An 18,817-nucleotide genomic window follows, 5' to 3' on the forward strand; every position below is an offset into this window, starting at 1 on the left:
CGGAGCCTCCCACCGATTCGCATGAACACCGTTATCGGCGATCTGCTCCCTTTGGCTGTCGCGATCGCGATCAGCCCGGTGCCGATCATCGGCGCCACGCTGCTGCTGATGGGGCCGCGGGCGCGCGTCCTCGGACCGTGCTTCCTCATCGGCTGGGTGCTGGGGGTCCTCACCAGCGTCGTCGCGTTCACGTTGCTGGCGGGTGTCCTTCCCGAGTCGTCGCCTTCCGAGGGCCAACCGGTGGTCGGAACCGTGCAGCTGCTCCTCGGCGCCACGCTACTGGGAATGGCTGTGCGCCAGATGCGGTCGAGGCCGCAGCCAGACGACGAACAGGGTCTACCGGCATGGATGACGAAGTTCGACACGATGCGCCCGGGTGCTTCACTGGGAACGGCGGCCCTCCTCGCTGCCGTCAGCCCGAAGAACCTGTTCCTGGCGATCGCCGCCGGATCGGTACTCGGCACCTCCGGCCTCGGCGTCGGGTCGGTAGCGATCTGCATCAGCATCTTCGTCGCCGTCGCCTCCCTCATGATCGCGGTGCCGACGGTCGGATACCTGGTCGCTCCGGAACGGGCTGTACCGCTGCTCGATTCGATCCGCACTTGGTTGGCGTCCAACAACGCCACCATCATGGCAGTGCTGCTGCTGGTCCTCGGAACCAAACTCATCGGCAGCGGATTGGGGGCGTTGTGATGGCACCTCGTTCCGGTGGTACCGCCAGCGCCGGTGTGGGACGCTGCGTGCGTCCGTTTCGCAATCGAATAGGAGATACCCCTTGAGTATTCGTGTCAACGTAGACAACTTCGTGCGAGCCGAGACCGACCGAATGTTCGCCGACCTGCAGCGCGACGCCGGAGGCGTCAACCTGCTCCAACACAATCGTGAACCTGCCCCGATCGACCGTCAGACGGTGATCCGCCTGAACCGCGACACGCTGTACAGTTCCGCGGTTGTCGATATCTCGGCGGGTGCAACGCTTACTCTCCCGGAGCACGACGAGCGGTATGTCTCGGCGATGGTGGTGAACCGGGACCACTACGTCGGGGCCATCTATCACGATGCCGGCGAATACCCCCTGACTGCCGACACATTCGGCTCGCCGCACGTCCTCGTGGCAGTGCGTACGCTGGCTGACCCGACAAACCCCGACGACGTGCAGAAAGTAGCGAAGATTCAGGACCAGATCGCAATCGACGCCGCCTCGGCCCAACCCTTCGTCTCACCGGAGTACGACAAGGCCAGCCTCGACGCCACCCGGTCTGCACTGCTCGAACTGGCGAGCGGACTCACCAGCTTCGATGCTTCCTTCGGCCGCAAAGACCAGGTCGACCCGGTACGGCATCTGATCGGTACCGCCGCCGGATGGGGTGGACTACCGAGCAGCGAGGCCACCTACATCGGTGTCGCGCCCGATGTGCCGTCCGGCAACTACGAGCTGACGCTGCGGGATGTCCCGGTCGACGGCTTCTGGTCCGTCTCCGTATACAACGCGCAGGGATACTTCGAGCCGAACCCGCAGAACGCGTACAGCGTCAACAACATCACCGGGGCATCGAACGCTGACGGTTCCGTGACGGTCCGGTTCGGCGACTACCCGGAAGGCACCCCCAACGCGCTCCCTGTCGCCGACGGCTGGAACTTCCTTGTCCGCCTGTACCGACCGCGTCCGCAGGTGTTGGACGGGACGTGGCAGCTACCGGACCTGCACCCAGCGCCCTAACGGAACCGCCGGCGATTACCGCACCACCAGATCGGTGTCGGTGGCACTCAGGCTGATCGGCGCAATCCGCTTGTCGCGCATCCAGTCCCGAATGAAGGCATCCAATGCGGGGTCGGCGGCGCGGGCGTCGAACGCGGCCTGCGGAATCTCGATCGCACCGACGAGATGCCGTGGCTGCGCGTCGAGGCCGGCGCCGCGAGCTGCGAAGCGGAGACCGTCGGCGGTATGCAGCAGCACCGGGATCGCCGTGCCGTCGGGCGTGGTCACCGTGGCCCCGCGGGTGGTGGCCGCGGGATCGAAGTGCTCGACGGAGATCCGGTAGCCGGACGGCCCCACCTGCTGGCCTATGGCGTCGAGCAGGCGCGGATCGACCAGGGTGTACGGCAGCCCGACGTCGATGAGGAACTGCCCGTCGACCACCGCGTCGCGCGCAGGCAACGACGCCGACAGATGCCATGGTGCGGGCGGGGCCAGCGTCTCGGCCGAACGGTTCCACGGCGAGTTCTCCAGCGGAGTGCCCGGAAGTTCCATCCCCGTCGCGGTGAAGTCCCAGGCCGGTGCGTTCAGCTCCTTGTGCCAGAAGCCGGCAACGTCGTCGCGGCGTCCAGCAACCCGCAGCTCGCGCTGGTCCGGGCCGACGCCGGTGGAATGGATGCTGATCGCCGACGTGATCTCGCCCTGAATCTTCGGCTGCGGCAACCAGTCCTGGGCGGGCAAGCGGATCGCCGCGTAGTCGCGAACCAGCAGCTCCGCGAACATGTTCGGCGCGGTGGGCTTGCCGGTCTGGTCATCCCAGCTGTAGCGGAAGAACACCGAATCCGAACCGCCGGAGTCGAAGTCGAAGTTGCGGGTGTACATGTCGCCGAACTCGTTCGTCACGAACGTCGTCGACCCGGCCGACGAGAGGGCAACCGAGCGGAACCGTCCGCCCAGCGGACCGCCGATCTCGTAACTGTTGTCGTTCGGCAGCCACGGGTCGGCGTAGGTGATGCGGCTGCCGTCGCCGGTGAGCGCGGGCACCATCGTCATCTTGCCCAGCCCGACATGGTGCACGCGGCCCGCGGCGTCGACGTAGGTCTGATTGTCCCACGGGGAGGCGACGCTCAGTGCCCACGTGCCCGGCTCCCGCCCGGCCAACCGCTGACCCGGCCCGGTCCACAGCGGCGACCCGAAAGCCGATGTCCAGTTCCAGAACATCGGCGACTGCGACGCGTTGTCCATCGTGTAGATCCAGCCGGCATCATCAACGGCGATCAGCTCGTCGTCATCGACTGAAATACCCACCAGACGGTTCCGCAGGCACTCCGGTAGCGGCGCGTACCGCCAGGAATCGGGCGTGGCCCCGGACTGCGCCCGCGGGCGGGCAAGCAGCGCGGCATCGACCAACGCGAAGTCCCAGAATCTGTTGAACTGCGTTGTCTGCGTGCGTAGCTCGATCGAATCCGGTGCGTGGTCCCCATGGAACTCGGGGAGGTTCCCGAGGCCGTCGCGGCCGCCCTGCGATGGCAGACCCGGCGGCAACTGAGCCGTACCGAACGGCACACACGAGGCGGGCCGTTCCGCGCCAGTGGTCGCGACAGCGACGGGCGCGGATACCACCAGTCCGGCCAGCATCGCCGCGCTGGCCAATGGCACGCGGAGACGGGACACCGAGGACACGCGCCGACGCGCTGGTTCAGTCACGACCACGAGTACACCTGCCGTTCGAAGATTCTTCAATCGCGGATTGGACACATGCGCCGCCGATATCGACCCGCGTCACTCGCGCGACTCGGGTCGCCCCGTCAGCCCGGCAACGTGATCTTGATTCCGGGCAGGATCTCGATCTCTCGCGGCGGGGGTGGGCCCGGCGCCACCGGTGGTGGTGGCGCTGCCGGGGCGGACGGGACAGGAGCCTCCGAGGTGCTGGGCCTCGCGGCGGTTGTGCCGGAGCCGGAGCCGGACCCGGCGCCGCTGTACGACGGCACCCCGGCCTGCCCGCCGATAGGTGCAGGCCACGGGAACTTCTCGACGGCGGCACCCTCGAGGGCGCCGTCCATGGTCTTCTTCCAGATGTCTGCCGGCAGACCCGAGCCGTACACCAGTCCGCCCCTGCTGTTCTCGATCGCCTTCGCGTCCGCCGTACCCACCCACACTGCGGTGGACAGCTGCGGCGTGTAGCCCACCATCCAGGCGTCCTTGTTCTCGCCGGTGTCGCCGAGCTGCGCGGTGCCGGTCTTCGACGCCGACGGCCGTCCCCCGGCCAGCCCGTGGCTGCGCGAGTACGCCGCGATCGGCAGCATCGCCTGAGTAACGTTGTCCGCCACCGCGGCATCGAGCCGGCGCTCACCCTCGGACACGGGCCGATCCAGCAGGACGACGCCATCGGCGGTGACGACCTTCTGCACGAAGTACGGCTGGTGGTACATGCCGGATGCCGCGAGCGTCGCATAGGCCGACGCCATGTCGATTGGCCGGGAAAGGTACTGGCCCAGCACGATCCCGTTCTCCGGCGGCCCTCCATCCTGCGTCAGGGTCTCGTACGGCCAGCCCGGTACCGTCTTCGGAATTCCGGCCTCGTGAGCGGCGTCGGCGATCTTCTGCGCGCCATCGTCCATCGAGAGCGTCAGCCGGTAGAAGCTCGTGTTCAGCGACCGCTTGAGCGCCTCGGCGATGGTGCACTTCCCGCAGGACTCGCCCTCGACATTGCTGATGGTGACGCCGTACACGGAGAGGGGTCCGCTGTCGTACATCTGGGACAGTGGAATGTCCTGCTGCAGTGCGGCAACGAGCCCGAACACCTTGAACGACGAGCCGGTCTGCAGCCCCGCCTGCGCGAAGTCGAAGCCCGCGCCGTCGGCGCCGCCGTAGTAGGCGCGTACCGCACCCGAGCGTGGGTCGATCGACACCACCGCGGTCCGCAGGTTCTCGGGTTCGCCGTCGAACGTGTCGGCGACCGCGTCCATCGCGGCCTGCTGAGCTCTCGGATCGATCGTCGTGGTGATCTGCAGGCCCTCGGTGTCGAGATCCTGCTGGCTGATCCCCGCCGCCTCCAACTCCTGCAGCACTTGCGCACGAATCAACCCCTCGGGCCCGCGTGCCTCACCGGAATCCGTCGGCGGCGCCGACGGCAGCACCACCGGGAACTGCGCCGCCGCGCGTTCGGTGGCGCCGAGGGTGCCGGCACCGACCATGCCGTCGAGCACGTAGTCCCAGCGCGCCTTCGTCGCAGCCGGGTTGATCGCGGGATCCAGGCTCGACGGACTTTGGATGACCGCGGCGAGCACTGCCGACTCCGCAACGGTCAGCTGGTCGAGTGGCTTGCCGAAGTAGGCGTTGGACGCTGCCGCGATACCGTACGCGCCGCGGCCGAAGTAGATGGTGTTGAGATACGCCGCCAGAATCTCGTCCTTGGACCACTCGCGGGCCATCTTCGCGGACATCACCAGCTCCCGCATCTTGCGGGTGAGCGAGCGTTCCGAGCCGACGAGTGCGTTCTTCACGTACTGCTGTGTGATGGTGGACCCGCCACCGGCGCTGTCCTTGCCGAGCACGTTGTCGCGGGCGGCGCGAGCGAAGCCGGACACCGAGAATCCCGGGTTGGTGTAGAAATCCCGGTCCTCCGCCGACAGCACGGCGTTACGCACGGATACCGGAATCTGGTCGATCGAGACCTCGGTGCGGTTCCCCTCGGGCGGCACCACCCGCGTGATCTCCGTCGTGCCGTCCGATGCCAGGATCGTCGCGACCTGGTTGGTCCGCATGTCACCCGGCCGCGGAACGTCCGTCGACTGGTATGCCACACCGAACGCGACGAGCGGTGTGGCGATGAGCAGCACGACCACGACGAGGGCTGTGTAGAGGGCGATACGACGGCCGCGTCGTCGCGGTTTGCGCCGCCCGTGCCGTGCCGTGGGCGCGCCGGATCTCGACCCGCCCGCGTCTTCCGTGTTGGTTGAATTCACAATCGAACTTCCGTCCCAATCTGTACACTCGTTCGAATCTTCGCACTGCTCAGTGCCTTCGACTCGCATTTGTCGCGACACGCAACGACCCTCTCGGCCCTCGCAAACCTCTCGAACAGGTTGACAGTGGATGCCGGACCATGCAACCTCTATTTCACTATTGTTGTAGTGAAATGGAGATTCGATGGTCGAGTTCCACATCAACCGTCGATCCGGGATTCCCGCGTACGTCCAGCTGGTGCTCCAGGTGAAGCAGGCGCTGCGCCTGGGCGACCTGAAGCCGGGTGACCGCCTTCCGACCGCGAAGGACGTGGTCGCCGCGGTCACGATCAACCCCAACACCGTGCTCAAGGCGTACCGGGAACTCGAGAACGACGGACTCGTCGAAGCGAGGCCCGGACTGGGCACGTTCGTGACCCAGTCGCTTCTCAAGCCCGGCATGGCGGAACGGCAGGCACTGCAAGACGAACTCGCGACGTGGGCCCGCCAAGCTGCCGCCGCGGGCCTGGACCGCTCGGACCTCGAGGCACTGGTGGCAGCCGCGTTGGACGGCGAATTCGGTGAGGACACAGGAGAGTTGACATGAGTGAGACAAACAGCGCGCTGACGGTGCGCGAGGTGCACAAGCGGTTCCGCCGCACCGAGGCGTTGCGAGGCTGCTCGTTCGATGTCGAACGCGGCAGCATCACCGCCCTCGTGGGTGCGAACGGGGCGGGTAAGTCGACGCTGATGTCGATCGCGGTGGGACTGCTCGAGCCCGACGCGGGAGAGGTGACGGTGCTGGGCCGTCGCCCCGGCCGGAACGGAATCGTGCCCGGCCTCGCCTACGTGGCCCAGCACAAGCCGCTATACCACGGATTCTCCGTCGCCGACATCCTGCTGTTCGGCGAGAAGTCGAACACCCGATGGGACAACGACTACGCGACCTCCCTGGTCGCCGAGGCGCAGATTCCGCTGTCGGCACGGGTCAAGACGCTCTCTCCCGGGCAGCGCGCCCGCGTCGCGCTGGCGCTTGCGCTCGGACGGCGCCCCGACGTGCTTCTGCTCGACGAGCCACTGGCCGAACTCGATCCGCTCGCACGACGATCCGTCGTCCGAACCCTCATGACGGACGCCGCCGAACGCGGCACCACGATCGTGCTGTCGTCACACGTTCTCTCCGAGGTCGCCGAGATCGCGGACCAACTGGTGATCCTCGGTTCCGGCCGGACCCGGCTGACCGGCGCGCTCGACGATCTACTCGACGAGCACTACCTGCTCACCGGTACGTCGGACCCCGCCGGCGTCATCGACGGTGGCAGCGTCGTCGAGTCGCGGCACCGCACTCATCTGGTGCGGGGCCCCCGTCCCGCGTCCACCGACGGATGGCGCGTCGAATCTCCGAACCTCGACGACATCGTCCTGGCTTATCTGACCACTACCGACGAAGAGGCAGCATGATCTGGGTTATCTGGCGGCAGCATCGAACGACGATCCTCGCCGCGGTCGGCGCGATCCTGGCGCTGACGATCGTCGCACTGATCTGCGGGGTCGCGATCCGCGGGTCCGCGAGGCCGATTGCCTTCGGCACCATGTTCGGATGCCCGAAGACGGGCGATGGCGCGGGCCCATGCTGGTCGGAATCGTCACTCACGCTGATCACCCTGGGCACCACTTTGTTGCCCGCCCTACTCGGCGTGCTGGTCGGCGTCACCGCCTTTTCCCGCGATATCGAACGGGGCACGCACGTGGTGGGGCTGTCCCAATCGGTCAGCCGCACTCGGTGGTACTGGACCCGCCTACTGGTGGTTTTCGTGCCTGTCACCGCCGCGATGGCACTCTTGGGGTCGGTACTCGAGTGGACCCGCTCGGCGGGGCTCGAGTCGAACTACGCCTACGCCTCGACCGGCGTCTGGTACGGATACTCTCGCCTGACGTTCCCGCTGTTCCAATCCAGCGGACTGGTTGCCGCCGCGTACACGTTCCTCGCGCTGATTCTCGGAAGCCTTGCCGCCCTGCTGCTCCGCAACACGCTCGGTGCGATGGTGGTGACACTGGCCGCGATGTGCGCAGTGACGGTCAGCTTCCAACTGGGCGCACGACCGCACTACACGGCACCCGCCGTCGAGGCACAAACAATAGACGGTCCCGGACGAACAGTCGCGTACAGGCCGGATGACGAGAACAGGAACGTATGGCTGCTGAGTTCCGGATTCGTCGATGCGGACGGCAAGGGCGTGGAGTTCGACTACTCGGAGTGTGGCCAGATCGGCGGCGATGAAGATTGGGGGCAACGGCCCGACGAGACACTCACCGAGTACGAGGCACGAGAGGACGCCATCAACGCCGCGATGAACCACGAGTTCACTGCCTGCCAGGAACGGCAGGGTATCGACCGCTTCGAGTTCAGGTACCACCCCGACAGCCTGTTGCGCCGCTTCCAGTTGACGGAAGCAGCAATTGCCCTCGCGCTCTCGGCGCTCCTGCTGATCCCGTCGATGTGGGCGTTGCGCAGACTGCGCCCCTGACGCACAACCAAATCGAAAGCCTCGAACGCTCGGTGCCCCGGAATCCGGGGCACCGAGCGTTTGTTTTGTGCGCCGTCCAACTTGCTTGTCCGTCCCGAACCCGCCCCACGGCGATTCAGGCAAATCGCCCAGTAACGCACTTTGTGGCACTCAGGCGCTCAATCACTTTGGTAACGAGTCGAATTCGCCAGCTACGGCACTCGATTACCCACGGCCGCCAATTGTCCTACTGGACGGACATGTCTCTGGTGCCACAGTTCGTGCATCACTGTGATGTGAAGGCACCGTCAACCGACCGAGGGTGCGCAGGTGGGCGCCGAGTGCCCACCCACTCCGGAAGCTTCACCGAGGACACGAAATTGTCTGCACCCGTTCCTTATTGGCATCTGAGAGGATTCCACGGATGGCCACCACCCATAGCGGCGCGATGCCGTCGCACTCCGGTCCCACGTGCCGGAACGAGAGGAAGACTGGAGCCTTCGCCTCGTCCTCTCCCTCGCGTCGATCGTGCTTCTGCTCGAGCTCCTAGCAGTCAGCTACACGATGATCTCGAAGGCCCTGCCGTCGATCGCGATGCATGACCAAACCACCCAGGGCGCGTGGCTATTGACCGCGTTCCTGCTGTTCGGCGCCAGGGCGACGCCGCTGATCGGCAAGCTCGCGGACATGTACGGCAAGCGCAAGATGCTGCTGGCCTGCGTCGGAGCTGCGCTCGTCGGATCGTTCATCTCGGCCATCGCAACGTCGTACGCGATGATGATCGCCAGACGCTGCCTGGCTGGCTTTCATGGTGCCGCCCCTGTTCCTGAGCTACTCGCTGATCCGTGACGTCTTCCCGCAGAAGACGGTGGCGCTCGCCGTCAGCATCGCGACCAGCGGCATGGGCCTCATCGCGATCCCCGCGCCGTTCCTCACCGGCTGGCTCGACGACTTCGGCTTCCGATCCATCTTCCGGTTCTTCGACATCTGCCTGGTCGTGCTCGGTGTCCTGATCCAGTCACGATGCCCGAGTCGGGCGTGCGTCTGCGCTCGCGGATCGACCTCGTCGGCGCGATCCTGCTCGGCGGCGGTATCGCCGGCATCCTCATCCCGGTTAGTTTCGGTCCCTCGCGGGGCTGGACGGACAGCGGCACCCTGACCTACCTCATCGGTGTCCTCGTGCTCCTGGTCGTGGTCGGCAAACGTCCCGTGCTGCTCACGACGATCAGCTCTGGCATCGTCTACGACCTATCCAGCCTGTTCACCATCCTGCTGCCGATGATGGTCATGGCCCCGGCACTGTTCAGCCTGGGCTCCGGTTTCGGCGTCGACGCCGAGGGCCTCGCCTGTACCAGCTGCCGATCGAGGCCGTGCCGGCGCAGGCCAGCTCCGCCTCCATGGTGGGCGTGGCGCAGTCGGTGTTCCCGGCCGTGCTGCCCTCATCGCGTTCGCGGTCATGAACAACTCGCACATCGTGCAGTTCCCACCGGAGGTCCAGGCGACGCTGCAGGGTGCCGTGGTCTACGACGAGGCCGGATTCCAGGTGACGTTCTGGATCGGTGTGATCGTCGCGCTCATCGGTGCGGGCGCGGCCTTCCTGCTGCTGCGCAACATCTCCCAGACCGAGGTTCCGGCCGCGGCCACCCACTCGACCACCGACGGCGACGAGCTGGTCACCGCAGGCTGATGGCACGGCGATTCGGCGAGTTCTCCACTCGCCGAATCGGACTAACCTGGGAGCGGGATGGTGACACCCGGGAGGATCTGAATTCCCGGCGGCGGGGCGGGGGCCGGGGGTGCGGGAGCGGGGACGGGAGCCGGCTCCTGTGGGGCGGGCGCCTGCTGCTGCGGCACAGGCGAGCTCCGCTGCGGCTGAGGTACGTTCGGCTGCGGCTGAGCGGGCGCCTGCTGAACCGGTGCCTGCTGCTGAACAGGCGCCTGCGGGACCGCCTGAGCCGGGGGAGCAGTCCACGAGGGCGCCTCCTGCTGCGTCTGCACCGACCGCTGCCGCGTCGACGGCGGTTCGGTATAGCCCTGCTCGGTGGCCCCCGCCGAGGAACCCCCGGTCGCGGCGGGCGGACGGGACGGCTGCGCGTTCCCGAACTGCTCGTTCGGGGTACCTGCCAACGCGCCGTCCATCGTCGCCTTCCAGATGTCCGACGGCAGACCGGAACCGTATATCATTCCACCCCAACTGGTTTCGATCGACTTTCCGTCCGCAGTGCCCACCCAGACCGCGGTGGACAGCGACGGCGTGGAACCGACCATCCACGCGTCCTTGTTCTCACCGGTGTCCCCGAGTTGCGCGGTTCCCGTCTTCGCCGCCGACACCCGGCCGCCGGCCAGGCCGTGCCCGCGCGAGTACTGCGCGATCGGCACCATCGCCTGCGTGACAGCGTCCGCGATCGGGGCCTCGATCCGCTGTTCACCGGGTGGCGGCTGCCGGTCCAAGAGAATCTTGCCGTCCGCGTCCACCACCTTCTGCACCAGGAACGGCTGGTGGTACATTCCGGAAGCCGCGAGCGTCGCGTATGCCGACGCCATGTCGATGGGTCGGGTCTGATACTGGCCCAACACAATTCCGGTCTCCGGTGGGCCGCCGAACTGGGTGAGGGTCTCATGTTCGATACCCGGAACCTGCTTCGGGATGCCCGCCTGGTGTGCCGCGTCGGCAATCTTCTGGGCACCGTTCTCCATCGACAGGGTGAGCCGGTAGTAGCTGGTGTTGAGTGAACGTTTGAGCGCCTCCGCGAGGCTGCACGTACCGCACGTCTCACCCTCGACGTTCTTGATGGTGATGTCGCCGACCGTCAGCGGGGCACTGCTGAACGGCGTCGACAGCGGCACCTTGTCCTGCAGCGCCGCCACCGCCCCGAACACCTTGAACGCCGATCCGGTCTGCAACCCCGCCTGCGCGAAGTCGAACCCGGCACCCTCCGCACCGCCGTAGTAGGCGCGCACCGCCCCCGACCGCGGATCGATCGACACCACCGCCGCCCGCAGCTGATCAGGCTGGTTGCCGAGGGCGCGGTTCACCGCATCGACCGCGGCCTGTTGGGCCTTCGCGTCGATGGTCGTGGTGATCTGCAGCCCACCCGTCTCGAGGTCCCGCTCGCCGATCCCGGCCGCCTCCAGCTCGTGAGCCACCTGCGTCCGAATCAGCCCCTCGGGACCGGGCGCGACATCGGCCTGGGACGGCGGGGCAACGGGCAGCACCTCCGGGAACTCGACGGCCGCGCGCTCAGATGCGGCAAGCACCCCCATCTCGACCATGCCGTCCAGGACGTAGTTCCAGCGCGCCCGCAGCGCGTCGGGATCAGTGGCCGGATCGAGCATCGAGGGGCTCTGGATCACCGACGCCAGCACCGCACCCTCGGCGATCGTCAACTGCTCCACCGGCTTGCCGAAGAACGCGTTCGATGCGGCCGCGATCCCGTAGGCATTGCGCCCGAAGTAGATGGTGTTCAGGTAGGCGCCGAGAATCTCGTCCTTGGACCACTGCCGCGCCATCTTCGCCGACACCACCAGCTCCCGCGCCTTCCGGATCACGTTGCGGTCGGTGCCTACCAGCGCGTTCTTCACATACTGCTGGGTGATGGTGGAGCCGCCGCCGGCGCTCTCCCGGCCCAGCAGGTTGTCCCGGCCGGCCCGCAGGAAGCCCGAGATCGAGTAACCAGGATTCGAGTAGAAGTCACGGTCCTCCGCCGAGAGCACCGCGTTCCGGACGGATCCGGGCACGGCCTCGAGCGGGACATCGGTGCGGTTGCCCTCCGGCGGGATCACCTTGGCGACGACGCTCGTCCCGTCCGACGCGAGGATGGTCGCCACCTGGTTGGTCTGCATGTCCGCGGGGCGTGGCACGTCGGCCAGCAGATACGCCGCGGCCAGCAGGACGACCGGCACGAGAACCACCAGCGCGAGGATGCGCAGGAATCGGCTGCGGCGGGTTCGAGGCCGACGCTCGGGCCGCTGGGGTTCTTCGGGTGTCATGCTGCTCGTGGGATTCACGCGCGCAACTTCCGGTCCGCAACTGGCGATCCAATCGAGCCCCAACCGGGGTCGGCTGGATCCGGTCGTCCCTCGATCCTCGCACTCCCGGGCGCGGACGGCACGTGATTGTCGATCCGGCGAGGACGGACCCGGCATACCCGACGCCGCTCCGATGTTTGCGGCGTCGCACCGCCGATCGGGGGAGCGGCGCGACGGAAACCGGAGCGGCGGCGAACCGTCGGCGCGCTCGGTCCGGAGGGTCCGGTAAGAAACGACGCCTGGCCGGACACTTCTTCGTATGGGAGAGGAACAGCCGGGATCGCCGGCATCGCGGGACAGAGTGCGGTTCACGACATTGTGGGACGACTTCGGCGGGCGGGTGTTCGCGTATGCCTGTCGGCATGTGGACCACCACACCGCTCAGGAGGTGGTGTCGGAGACGTTCCTGGTGGCGTGGCGACGACTGCCCGAGGTCCCCGACGAGGCGCTGCCGTGGCTGCTGGTGGTCGCCCGCAACACCATGTCCAACCACCGCCGCACCGACCGCCGCCGTGATGCACTGACGGAGAAGATGGCCCGCATCGAGCAGGTCGCCGGGTCCGCGCCGGGCGCCGATATCACCGTCACCGACCGTGCCGAGGTGCTCGCGGCCCTGGCGGCCCTCACCTCTACGGAGCGCGAAGCCCTGCTGTTGACCGCGTGGGACGGCTTGAGCGCCGCCGAAGCGGCCCGTGTCGTCGGGTGTTCCGTCCCTGCCATGCACGTCCGGCTCTTCCGGGCCCGACGCCGTATGCGCACCGAGGCAGCCACCGAATCCACCACCTCGACCCCGCTGCGGGTCGTCCCCCAACCGAGGAGCATCCGATGACGAAAGACCTGTTGAAGACCCTCGAAGGTATGCGGCCCGACACCGGGACCGACTCGCTGTTATGGCCGCAGCACCTGCAGGCGACGGAGCGCGCCCGCATCATGGCGACCACCACCGAACCGGCGAGCCCCGCCCGGCGGACCCGGCGGGTGGGCACCGTTGTCGCAGTCGCGGCCTTGATCGCCGCGGGCGGTGTCGGGGCGGCCGCCGCCTCCGGGATAATGCCGAAGGCGTTCACCGACCACTACTACTCCTGGAAAGAACCGGGGCCGGGGTCCACCCCGGTGGATCCGGCCGCAGCCGAGCGGATCGGATCCGTTCCCGGCCCGGACAGCTTTGTGCTCAGCGTCTTCGTGGCCCGCGGGGCCGGCGACCAACGGTGCATGGCTGCAGTGTTCGAGAGCCCCGAGAGCGCGGCGCGGCCCGGACCGTCGGAGTTCACCGACCTGGGCGGACGCTGCCGCCAGGGACCCGAGAGCGCCGGCGGTCTGGGTGACGGTGCTGGCACATTCCCCGTCGCGTCGTTCGGCGACGGTGGTGGCGGCGAGGTGCTACCGAACGCCGTGACCTTCGACGCGGCGGCGGGCGAGGCGGTGCGTGCCGAAATCCGCACCAGCACCGGGCAGGTGCTTCCCATGGTTCTCGCGGACGGCAGCTTCTTCGGCTGGTACCCGATGCCGCCGACGCCCGGCAGCCCCCGGCCGGTCCTCACCGGATACGCCGCCGACGGCACCGTCGTCGGCAGCTTCGAGATCGGGCCGAACTTCTAGGTGATCCGACTCGCGTTTTGCGCACTTATCGCGAGAAATCGGCCCCGGAACGCGCGATAAGTGCGCAAAACGCGGGGGAGGAGGGCGTCAGTCAGGTCCGCCGCCGCAGCACGATCACCCCACCGAGGACGACGACGCAGCCAAGCAGCACCAGCGACGACGTCACCGACGGCTCGCCGCGGACGATGGCGACAGCGGCGGCGAGGAACGCCATCACCGTGAAGAACCCGACGATGCCGATCAGCATCTCGAGCGACTGACGCCGCCGCGACGGTCTAGGCACGTGGAGCCACCATGTCAGCTCTTCACGCCACCAGCGGTGAGGCCGGAGACGATGCGGCGCTGGAACAGCAGCACCATGATCACCAGCGGGATAGTCACGATCGTGCCGGCCGCCATGATCGCGGCGTACGGCTGCTCCCACGAGTTGGCGCCCGCGAACCGGGCGATCGCGACGGTGACCGGCTCGGTCTTCTCCGTCGACAGCAGGCTCGCGAGCATGAACTCGTTCCACGTCGCGATGAACGCGAGGATCGCAGTCGTGAACAGGGCGGGCGCGGCCAGCGGCAGGATCACCAGCCGGAACGCCTGGAACCTGGTGGCGCCGTCGATTCGCGCGGCCTCCTCGAGTTCCCACGGCAGATCCGACAGGAACGAGGTGAGCGTGTAGATGGTCAGCGGCAGCACGAACGAGATGTTCGGGATGATCAGGGCCTGGTACTGACCGATCCAGCCGAAGTCGCCGAACAGCTGGAACAGCGGTGTCATCAGCGCGACGGTCGGAAACATCGACGCGCCCAGGATGATGCCGGTGACGATGTACTTGCCGCGGAATTCGACCCGGGCCAGCGCATACGCGGTGAATACTCCGAGCAGCAGGCCGACGGCGGTGGTGACCGCGCCGATGATGAGGCTGTTGACGATCGCGCCGAGGAAGTCGTTGCCCTTGTCCGTGGACAGCGCGGCACGGAAGTTGTCGAGCGTCAGGTACGTCGGCCAGGGGGTGGTGTCGAAGGTGTGGTCGACGCGCCGAAACGCCGTGACGACCATCCAGTAGAACGGTGCCAGACCCCAGATCAGGATGATCGCCACACCGAGGTAGGTGCGCGCCATCTTGCCGCGGTCGGTGCGGCGGCGCGGCTTGTCGATCACCGTCGAAGCCTCAGCCGCGGGCGGGGGAGCGACAGCCACTGCGGCAGCCGCCTCGAGGTTGTCGTATTCGTCGGGCCTACGGTGACGTCCCATCAGCGGTCCGCTCCCTTCCGCTGCTCTTCCTGGGTTCGCACCGCATTGGCGCCGAGGAACTTCACCATCACGAACGCGACGGCGAAGATCAGGAGGAATATGAGCGTCGACAGCGCCGACGCACTCTGGAAGTTGCCCTGCCGGATGTCGGCGACCACCAGGATCGACAGCGTCGTGTTCGGGGTCGCGCCGGACGTGCCGGACAGGATCGCGGGCAGGTCGTACATGCGCAGCACATCGAGGGTGCGGAACAGCACCGCGACCATGAGCGCCGGCTTCACCAGCGGCAGCGTGATTTTGGTGAACCGCTGCCACGCGCTGGCGCCGTCCACCTTGGCGGCCTCGTAGACGTCCTGCGGAATCATCTGCAGGCCCGCGAGGATCAGCAGCGCCATGAACGGCGTCGTCTTCCACACGTCGGCGATGATGACCGCGAACCTCGAGGCCCACGGGTCGGTGGTCCACGCGATGGAGGTGCCGAGCAGGCGGTTCGCGATGCCGTTTTCGGCGAAGATGAAGAACCACAGCTTCGCGGTGACCGCGGTGGGGATGGCCCACGGGATCAGCACGCTCGCGCGCAGCAGGGAGCGCCCGAAGAACGTCTTGCCCATGACCGTCGCCATCCACAGGCCGAGGAGCACCTCGATCGCGACGGTGACGACGGCGAAGAAGACGGTGACGCCCGCGGCGGACCAGAAGTCCGAGGCCAGGGTGCCCGGCGGACACGTGCCCGCGCCGCCACCGCAGTCCTGGACCAGCCACTGCAGGTAGTGCTTGAATCCGGCGAACCCGCCCGGGGTGAAGCGGCCCGTGTCGGGGTCGATCCCCTTGTTCGCCTGGAACGAGAGGTACACCGCGCGCAACACCGGGTACACGATGACGACGGCCAGGATCACCATCGTGGGCGCGATCAGCCAGATCGGCCGGAAGTCGCGCTTGCGGCGTGGAGTGACCGCCTTCGGTTCGTCGTCGTGACCCGTCCGCGCCGTGCCGGGCCCGGGCCCGGAAGCGCGACCGCCGTGGCCGGGATCGTCGACCCCGGCCACGGCGCGGGCCTCGTCTGCTCGCCTGAGCCCAGCAGAGTCAGCCATCGTGCGTTACCTGATTCCTCGTGTTCGAACGGGTGGTGCCTACTTTGCCGCGTTGTTGATGGCCGCGGTCATGTTGGTGACCGCCTGGTCGACCGTCGACTTACCGTTCAGTGCAGCAGACGCATTGTCCTGGATCGCCTTCGAGATGGCCGTGTAGTACGGGGTGACCGGACGCGGCTGCGCGTTCTCGAGAGCCGCCTTCAGCGCCGGCAGGTACGGGTACTTCGCGACCAGAGCCGGATCGTCGTAGACCGACTTGAGGACCGGCGGGAACGAGTTGTCCGCGAACGACATCTGGTTCTCTGCATTCTGGATGAACGCAATGAAGTCACGGGCCGTGGCTTTGTTCTTCGAGAAGACGTTGATGCCGTTGTTGTAGCCGCCCAGCGTGGACGCACCGGCACCGTCCGGGCCGACGATCGGCGCGACGCCGACGTTGCCCTTCACCTTCGACGCGTCATCCTGCGCGTTGTCCCACATGTACGGCCAGTTGTAGGCGTACATTGCCTCGCCACCGACGAACGCGAGGTTGGTCTCCTCCTCGGTGAAGCCGGTGGAGCGCTTCGCGATCTGGCCGGCCTGGTAGGCGTCGACCATGGCCTGCACACCGGCCTTCGACTGCGGGGACTCGACCTCGGGGGTGCTGCCGTCGGCACCGACGACCGCGCCGCCCCACGAGTTGATGAACTGCGTGGTGTTGACGGTGAGGCCCTCGTACTGCTTGAGCTGGGTGACCATGCAGTCCTGGACGCCCTTGTCCTTGGCGACCGTGCAGCTGTCGGTGAGCGCCTTCCAGTTCGCAGGAGCCGTCGGCGTGAGATCGGTGCGGTAGTACAGCAGCTGCGCATTGGTGTTCTGCGGGCCGGCGTACAGCTTGCCGCGGTAGGTCGCGCTGTCGACCGTGGCGGGCAGCAGCGGCGCGGTGTCGATGGCCAGCGAGCCCTCGAGCGGCTGCAGCCAGCCGTTCGCGGCGAAGCCGGCGGTCCAGACGACGTCGAGCGCCATCACGTCGTAGTCGGCGTTGCCCGCCTGCAGCGACTGCTCCAGCTTGTTGCGCTGGTCGTCGGCCTCACCGGGCAGCTCCTTGAGCGAAACCTGCTCGTCCGGGTGCGCGGCGTTCCACTTCTCGATGACCGGCTGCAGCGTCGCCGTGTCGTTCTTACCCATCGCGAACGAGATCGCACCACGGCCGTCGAGGTTCTGCTTGACGGCGTCGTCGGCGCTGGTGCTGCCGCCGTTGTCACTCGAACACCCGGCGAGCGCGAGCAGCGCGACGGCCGAGGCCGCGACTGCAACCCGCGAGCGCGTATTGAAAGAACGCATGGTCCACCTTTCAGATAGACGATCTCCGGTCCCTTGATCGTGCACTGAGGGCAGCGCGTCAACCGGACCGAGGCATATGTCGCCGCCTACTGTGGCACGACCGGACGCAAAATTCGGTCATTACACCCGGACTGGATCGGTCAGGGTCATCCGATTCGTCGGCCGTCGGTCACCGAGAACAGATGCACCTCCGACGGCTCAACATGCAAAGTCAGCCGCTCACCACGCCGCGGGGGGGTCCGCCAGTCGGCGCGCGCGACAATATGGTGCTCGGTAGGACCGCCGAGACCGGTCCGGCCGTAGACGTAGGCATCCGAACCCAGTTCCTCGACGACGTCGACGTCCATCGAAATGCCCCCGCTCGATTCGGACAGCTCGAGATACTCGGGGCGGATACCGACGACGACCTGCCGCTCGGGAATCTCCGCGATGGTTTCACGGGAAACCGGGATGACCGCGTCCCCGAGCACGACGCCGTCGTCGGTGACCGGCAGCGTGAGCATGTTCATCGACGGCGAACCCATGAATCCGGCCACGAACTGGTTGACCGGTCGCCGGTACAGCTCGCGCGGCGAGGCGCACTGCTGCAGAACCCCGTCCTTGAGCACCGCAACCCGGTCGCCCATCGTCATCGCCTCGACCTGATCGTGGGTGACGTAGACGGTGGTGGTGCCGAGCCGGCGCTGCAGCTGCGCGATCTGGGTGCGGGTCTGCACGCGCAGCTTCGCGTCCAGGTTCGACAGCGGCTCGTCCATCAGGAACACCTGCGGGCTGCGGACGATCGCGCGCCCCATCGCGACGCGCTGACGCTGGCCGCCGGAGAGCGCCTTGGGCTTGCGGTCCAGGTACGGCTCGAGGTCGAGCATCTTCGCCGCGTCCTGCACGCGGCGCTTGATCTCGTCCTTGGGCGTCTTGGCGAGCTTGAGCGCAAAGCCCATGTTCTCCGCCACCGACATGTGCGGGTACAGCGCGTAGTTCTGGAAGACCATCGCGATGTCGCGTTCCTTGGGCTCCTGGCCGGTGACGTCGCGGTCGCCGATCAGGATACGGCCGTCGTACACCTCCTCGAGGCCCGCGAGCATGCGCAGCGAGGTGGACTTGCCGCAGCCGGACGGGCCGACCAGCACGAGGAACTCGCCGTCCTCGATGTGCAGGTCCAGCTTGTCGACCGCGGGGGTCGTCGCGCCCGGGAACAGGCACGTCGTCTTGTCGAATGTCACCGAAGCCATGGTGGAGCGGTCCCTTCACCGGCAGGAACGTGCCGGACGATCCGAGTGAGGGTGCACGGCTGTGCGGGGACAGCATAGGCGTCCCACGTGACGTGTGGGCCGACCGCGCACCGGTCCAGTCGCATGAAGCGGATGCGCCGGCCGCCCCGCC

15 protein-coding genes and 1 pseudogene are annotated in these 18,817 nt (G+C 67.3%); 8 read left to right on the forward strand and 8 right to left on the reverse strand.

From position 1 onward, the window contains the following. Window positions 1-21 precede the first annotated feature (21 nt). Together ERC79_RS11030 and ERC79_RS11035 are read left to right on the forward strand one after the other, a co-directional pair. Entirely contained in the window at window positions 22-693 is a 672-nt protein-coding gene (locus ERC79_RS11030; protein WP_131578125.1) for a GAP family protein, read from the forward strand. 82 nt (window positions 694-775) lie between these two features. After that, a complete protein-coding gene (locus tag ERC79_RS11035; protein WP_242676818.1) occupies window positions 776-1,720 on the forward strand; it encodes a DUF1214 domain-containing protein in 945 nt (314 codons plus the stop codon). A gap of 15 nt (window positions 1,721-1,735) precedes the next feature. Here ERC79_RS11035 and ERC79_RS11040 read toward each other — a convergent pair whose 3' ends face one another. Beyond that, the gene (locus ERC79_RS11040; RefSeq protein ID WP_242676877.1) at window positions 1,736-3,334 is read right to left on the reverse strand and encodes a hypothetical protein; all 1,599 of its coding nucleotides are present in this window, start codon (window positions 3,332-3,334) and stop codon (window positions 1,736-1,738) included. A 170-nt stretch (window positions 3,335-3,504) separates the two neighbouring features. Continuing rightward, on the reverse strand, window positions 3,505-5,664 hold the full coding sequence (locus ERC79_RS11045) for a transglycosylase domain-containing protein (protein ID WP_131578127.1): 2,160 nt from the start codon (window positions 5,662-5,664) through the stop codon (window positions 3,505-3,507). A gap of 184 nt (window positions 5,665-5,848) precedes the next feature. Between ERC79_RS11045 and ERC79_RS11050 the strand changes: the two genes are divergently transcribed. The 4 genes and pseudogenes from ERC79_RS11050 (at window position 5,849) to ERC79_RS11065 (ending at window position 9,837) form a co-directional block, all read left to right on the forward strand. Next, window positions 5,849-6,250 (forward strand): GntR family transcriptional regulator, encoded by a 402-nt coding sequence (locus ERC79_RS11050; protein ID WP_131578129.1) that lies wholly within the window; start codon window positions 5,849-5,851, stop codon window positions 6,248-6,250. Then, complete coding sequence (locus ERC79_RS11055; RefSeq protein WP_131578131.1) at window positions 6,247-7,104, forward strand: ABC transporter ATP-binding protein; 858 nt, start codon at window positions 6,247-6,249, stop codon at window positions 7,102-7,104. Before ERC79_RS11050 ends, ERC79_RS11055 begins: the two co-directional genes overlap by 4 nt. Continuing rightward, window positions 7,101-8,171 carry an ABC transporter permease gene (locus ERC79_RS11060; RefSeq protein ID WP_131578133.1) on the forward strand — a complete coding sequence of 357 codons (1,071 nt, stop codon included), beginning with the start codon at window positions 7,101-7,103 and terminating at the stop codon, window positions 8,169-8,171. Before ERC79_RS11055 ends, ERC79_RS11060 begins: the two co-directional genes overlap by 4 nt. Window positions 8,172-8,621: 450 nt before the next feature. Continuing rightward, window positions 8,622-9,837, forward strand: a pseudogene (locus ERC79_RS11065) (MFS transporter). Between the two features lie 41 nt (window positions 9,838-9,878). Here the strand turns inward: ERC79_RS11065 and ERC79_RS11070 are convergent. Continuing rightward, window positions 9,879-12,140 (reverse strand): transglycosylase domain-containing protein, encoded by a 2,262-nt coding sequence (locus ERC79_RS11070; protein ID WP_131578135.1) that lies wholly within the window; start codon window positions 12,138-12,140, stop codon window positions 9,879-9,881. 298 nt (window positions 12,141-12,438) lie between these two features. Here ERC79_RS11070 and ERC79_RS11075 point away from each other — a divergent pair, with 298 nt between their 5' ends. Next, window positions 12,439-13,008: an RNA polymerase sigma factor gene (locus ERC79_RS11075; RefSeq protein ID WP_131578137.1), complete on the forward strand. Its 570-nt coding sequence runs from the start codon at window positions 12,439-12,441 to the stop codon at window positions 13,006-13,008. Then, entirely contained in the window at window positions 13,005-13,778 is a 774-nt protein-coding gene (locus ERC79_RS11080; RefSeq protein WP_131578139.1) for a hypothetical protein, read from the forward strand. Before ERC79_RS11075 ends, ERC79_RS11080 begins: the two co-directional genes overlap by 4 nt. Before the next feature lie 91 nt (window positions 13,779-13,869). Here ERC79_RS11080 and ERC79_RS11085 read toward each other — a convergent pair whose 3' ends face one another. From ERC79_RS11085 to ugpC, 5 genes are all read right to left on the reverse strand, one after another. Continuing rightward, window positions 13,870-14,061 (reverse strand): hypothetical protein, encoded by a 192-nt coding sequence (locus ERC79_RS11085; protein ID WP_131578140.1) that lies wholly within the window; start codon window positions 14,059-14,061, stop codon window positions 13,870-13,872. Window positions 14,062-14,075: 14 nt separating this feature from the next. Next, window positions 14,076-14,891, reverse strand: coding sequence for a carbohydrate ABC transporter permease (locus tag ERC79_RS11090; RefSeq protein ID WP_207390510.1), 816 nt, complete (start codon window positions 14,889-14,891; stop codon window positions 14,076-14,078). 131 nt (window positions 14,892-15,022) lie between these two features. Beyond that, on the reverse strand, window positions 15,023-16,114 hold the full coding sequence (locus ERC79_RS11095; RefSeq protein WP_131578143.1) for a sugar ABC transporter permease: 1,092 nt from the start codon (window positions 16,112-16,114) through the stop codon (window positions 15,023-15,025). Between the two features lie 39 nt (window positions 16,115-16,153). Next, window positions 16,154-17,437, reverse strand: a complete 1,284-nt coding sequence (locus ERC79_RS11100) for an ABC transporter substrate-binding protein (RefSeq protein ID WP_131578145.1) — start codon at window positions 17,435-17,437, stop codon at window positions 16,154-16,156. 146 nt (window positions 17,438-17,583) lie between these two features. After that, the gene (gene ugpC / locus ERC79_RS11105; protein ID WP_131578146.1) at window positions 17,584-18,666 is read right to left on the reverse strand and encodes a sn-glycerol-3-phosphate ABC transporter ATP-binding protein UgpC; all 1,083 of its coding nucleotides are present in this window, start codon (window positions 18,664-18,666) and stop codon (window positions 17,584-17,586) included. Window positions 18,667-18,817 lie beyond the last annotated feature (151 nt).

Origin of the sequence: Rhodococcus sp. ABRD24, from assembly GCF_004328705.1 — a bacterium.
Classification (GTDB): Bacteria; Actinomycetota; Actinomycetes; order Mycobacteriales; family Mycobacteriaceae; genus Prescottella.

What these genes read in the sequence shown, in the direction of transcription:
- ERC79_RS11030 (WP_131578125.1), top strand. Translation starts at nt 22, where the DNA reads ATGAACACCGTTATCGGCGATCTGCTCCCTTTGGCTGTCGCGATCGCG.
- ERC79_RS11095 (WP_131578143.1), bottom strand. Translation starts at nt 16,114, where the DNA reads ATGGCTGACTCTGCTGGGCTCAGGCGAGCAGACGAGGCCCGCGCCGTG.
- ugpC (WP_131578146.1), bottom strand. Translation starts at nt 18,666, where the DNA reads ATGGCTTCGGTGACATTCGACAAGACGACGTGCCTGTTCCCGGGCGCG.
- ERC79_RS11100 (WP_131578145.1), bottom strand. Translation starts at nt 17,437, where the DNA reads ATGCGTTCTTTCAATACGCGCTCGCGGGTTGCAGTCGCGGCCTCGGCC.
- ERC79_RS11070 (WP_131578135.1), bottom strand. Translation starts at nt 12,140, where the DNA reads ATGACACCCGAAGAACCCCAGCGGCCCGAGCGTCGGCCTCGAACCCGC.
- ERC79_RS11060 (WP_131578133.1), top strand. Translation starts at nt 7,101, where the DNA reads ATGATCTGGGTTATCTGGCGGCAGCATCGAACGACGATCCTCGCCGCG.
- ERC79_RS11040 (WP_242676877.1), bottom strand. Translation starts at nt 3,334, where the DNA reads ATGCTGGCCGGACTGGTGGTATCCGCGCCCGTCGCTGTCGCGACCACT.
- ERC79_RS11050 (WP_131578129.1), top strand. Translation starts at nt 5,849, where the DNA reads ATGGTCGAGTTCCACATCAACCGTCGATCCGGGATTCCCGCGTACGTC.
- ERC79_RS11075 (WP_131578137.1), top strand. Translation starts at nt 12,439, where the DNA reads ATGGGAGAGGAACAGCCGGGATCGCCGGCATCGCGGGACAGAGTGCGG.
- ERC79_RS11055 (WP_131578131.1), top strand. Translation starts at nt 6,247, where the DNA reads ATGAGTGAGACAAACAGCGCGCTGACGGTGCGCGAGGTGCACAAGCGG.
- ERC79_RS11090 (WP_207390510.1), bottom strand. Translation starts at nt 14,891, where the DNA reads ATGGCGCGCACCTACCTCGGTGTGGCGATCATCCTGATCTGGGGTCTG.
- ERC79_RS11080 (WP_131578139.1), top strand. Translation starts at nt 13,005, where the DNA reads ATGACGAAAGACCTGTTGAAGACCCTCGAAGGTATGCGGCCCGACACC.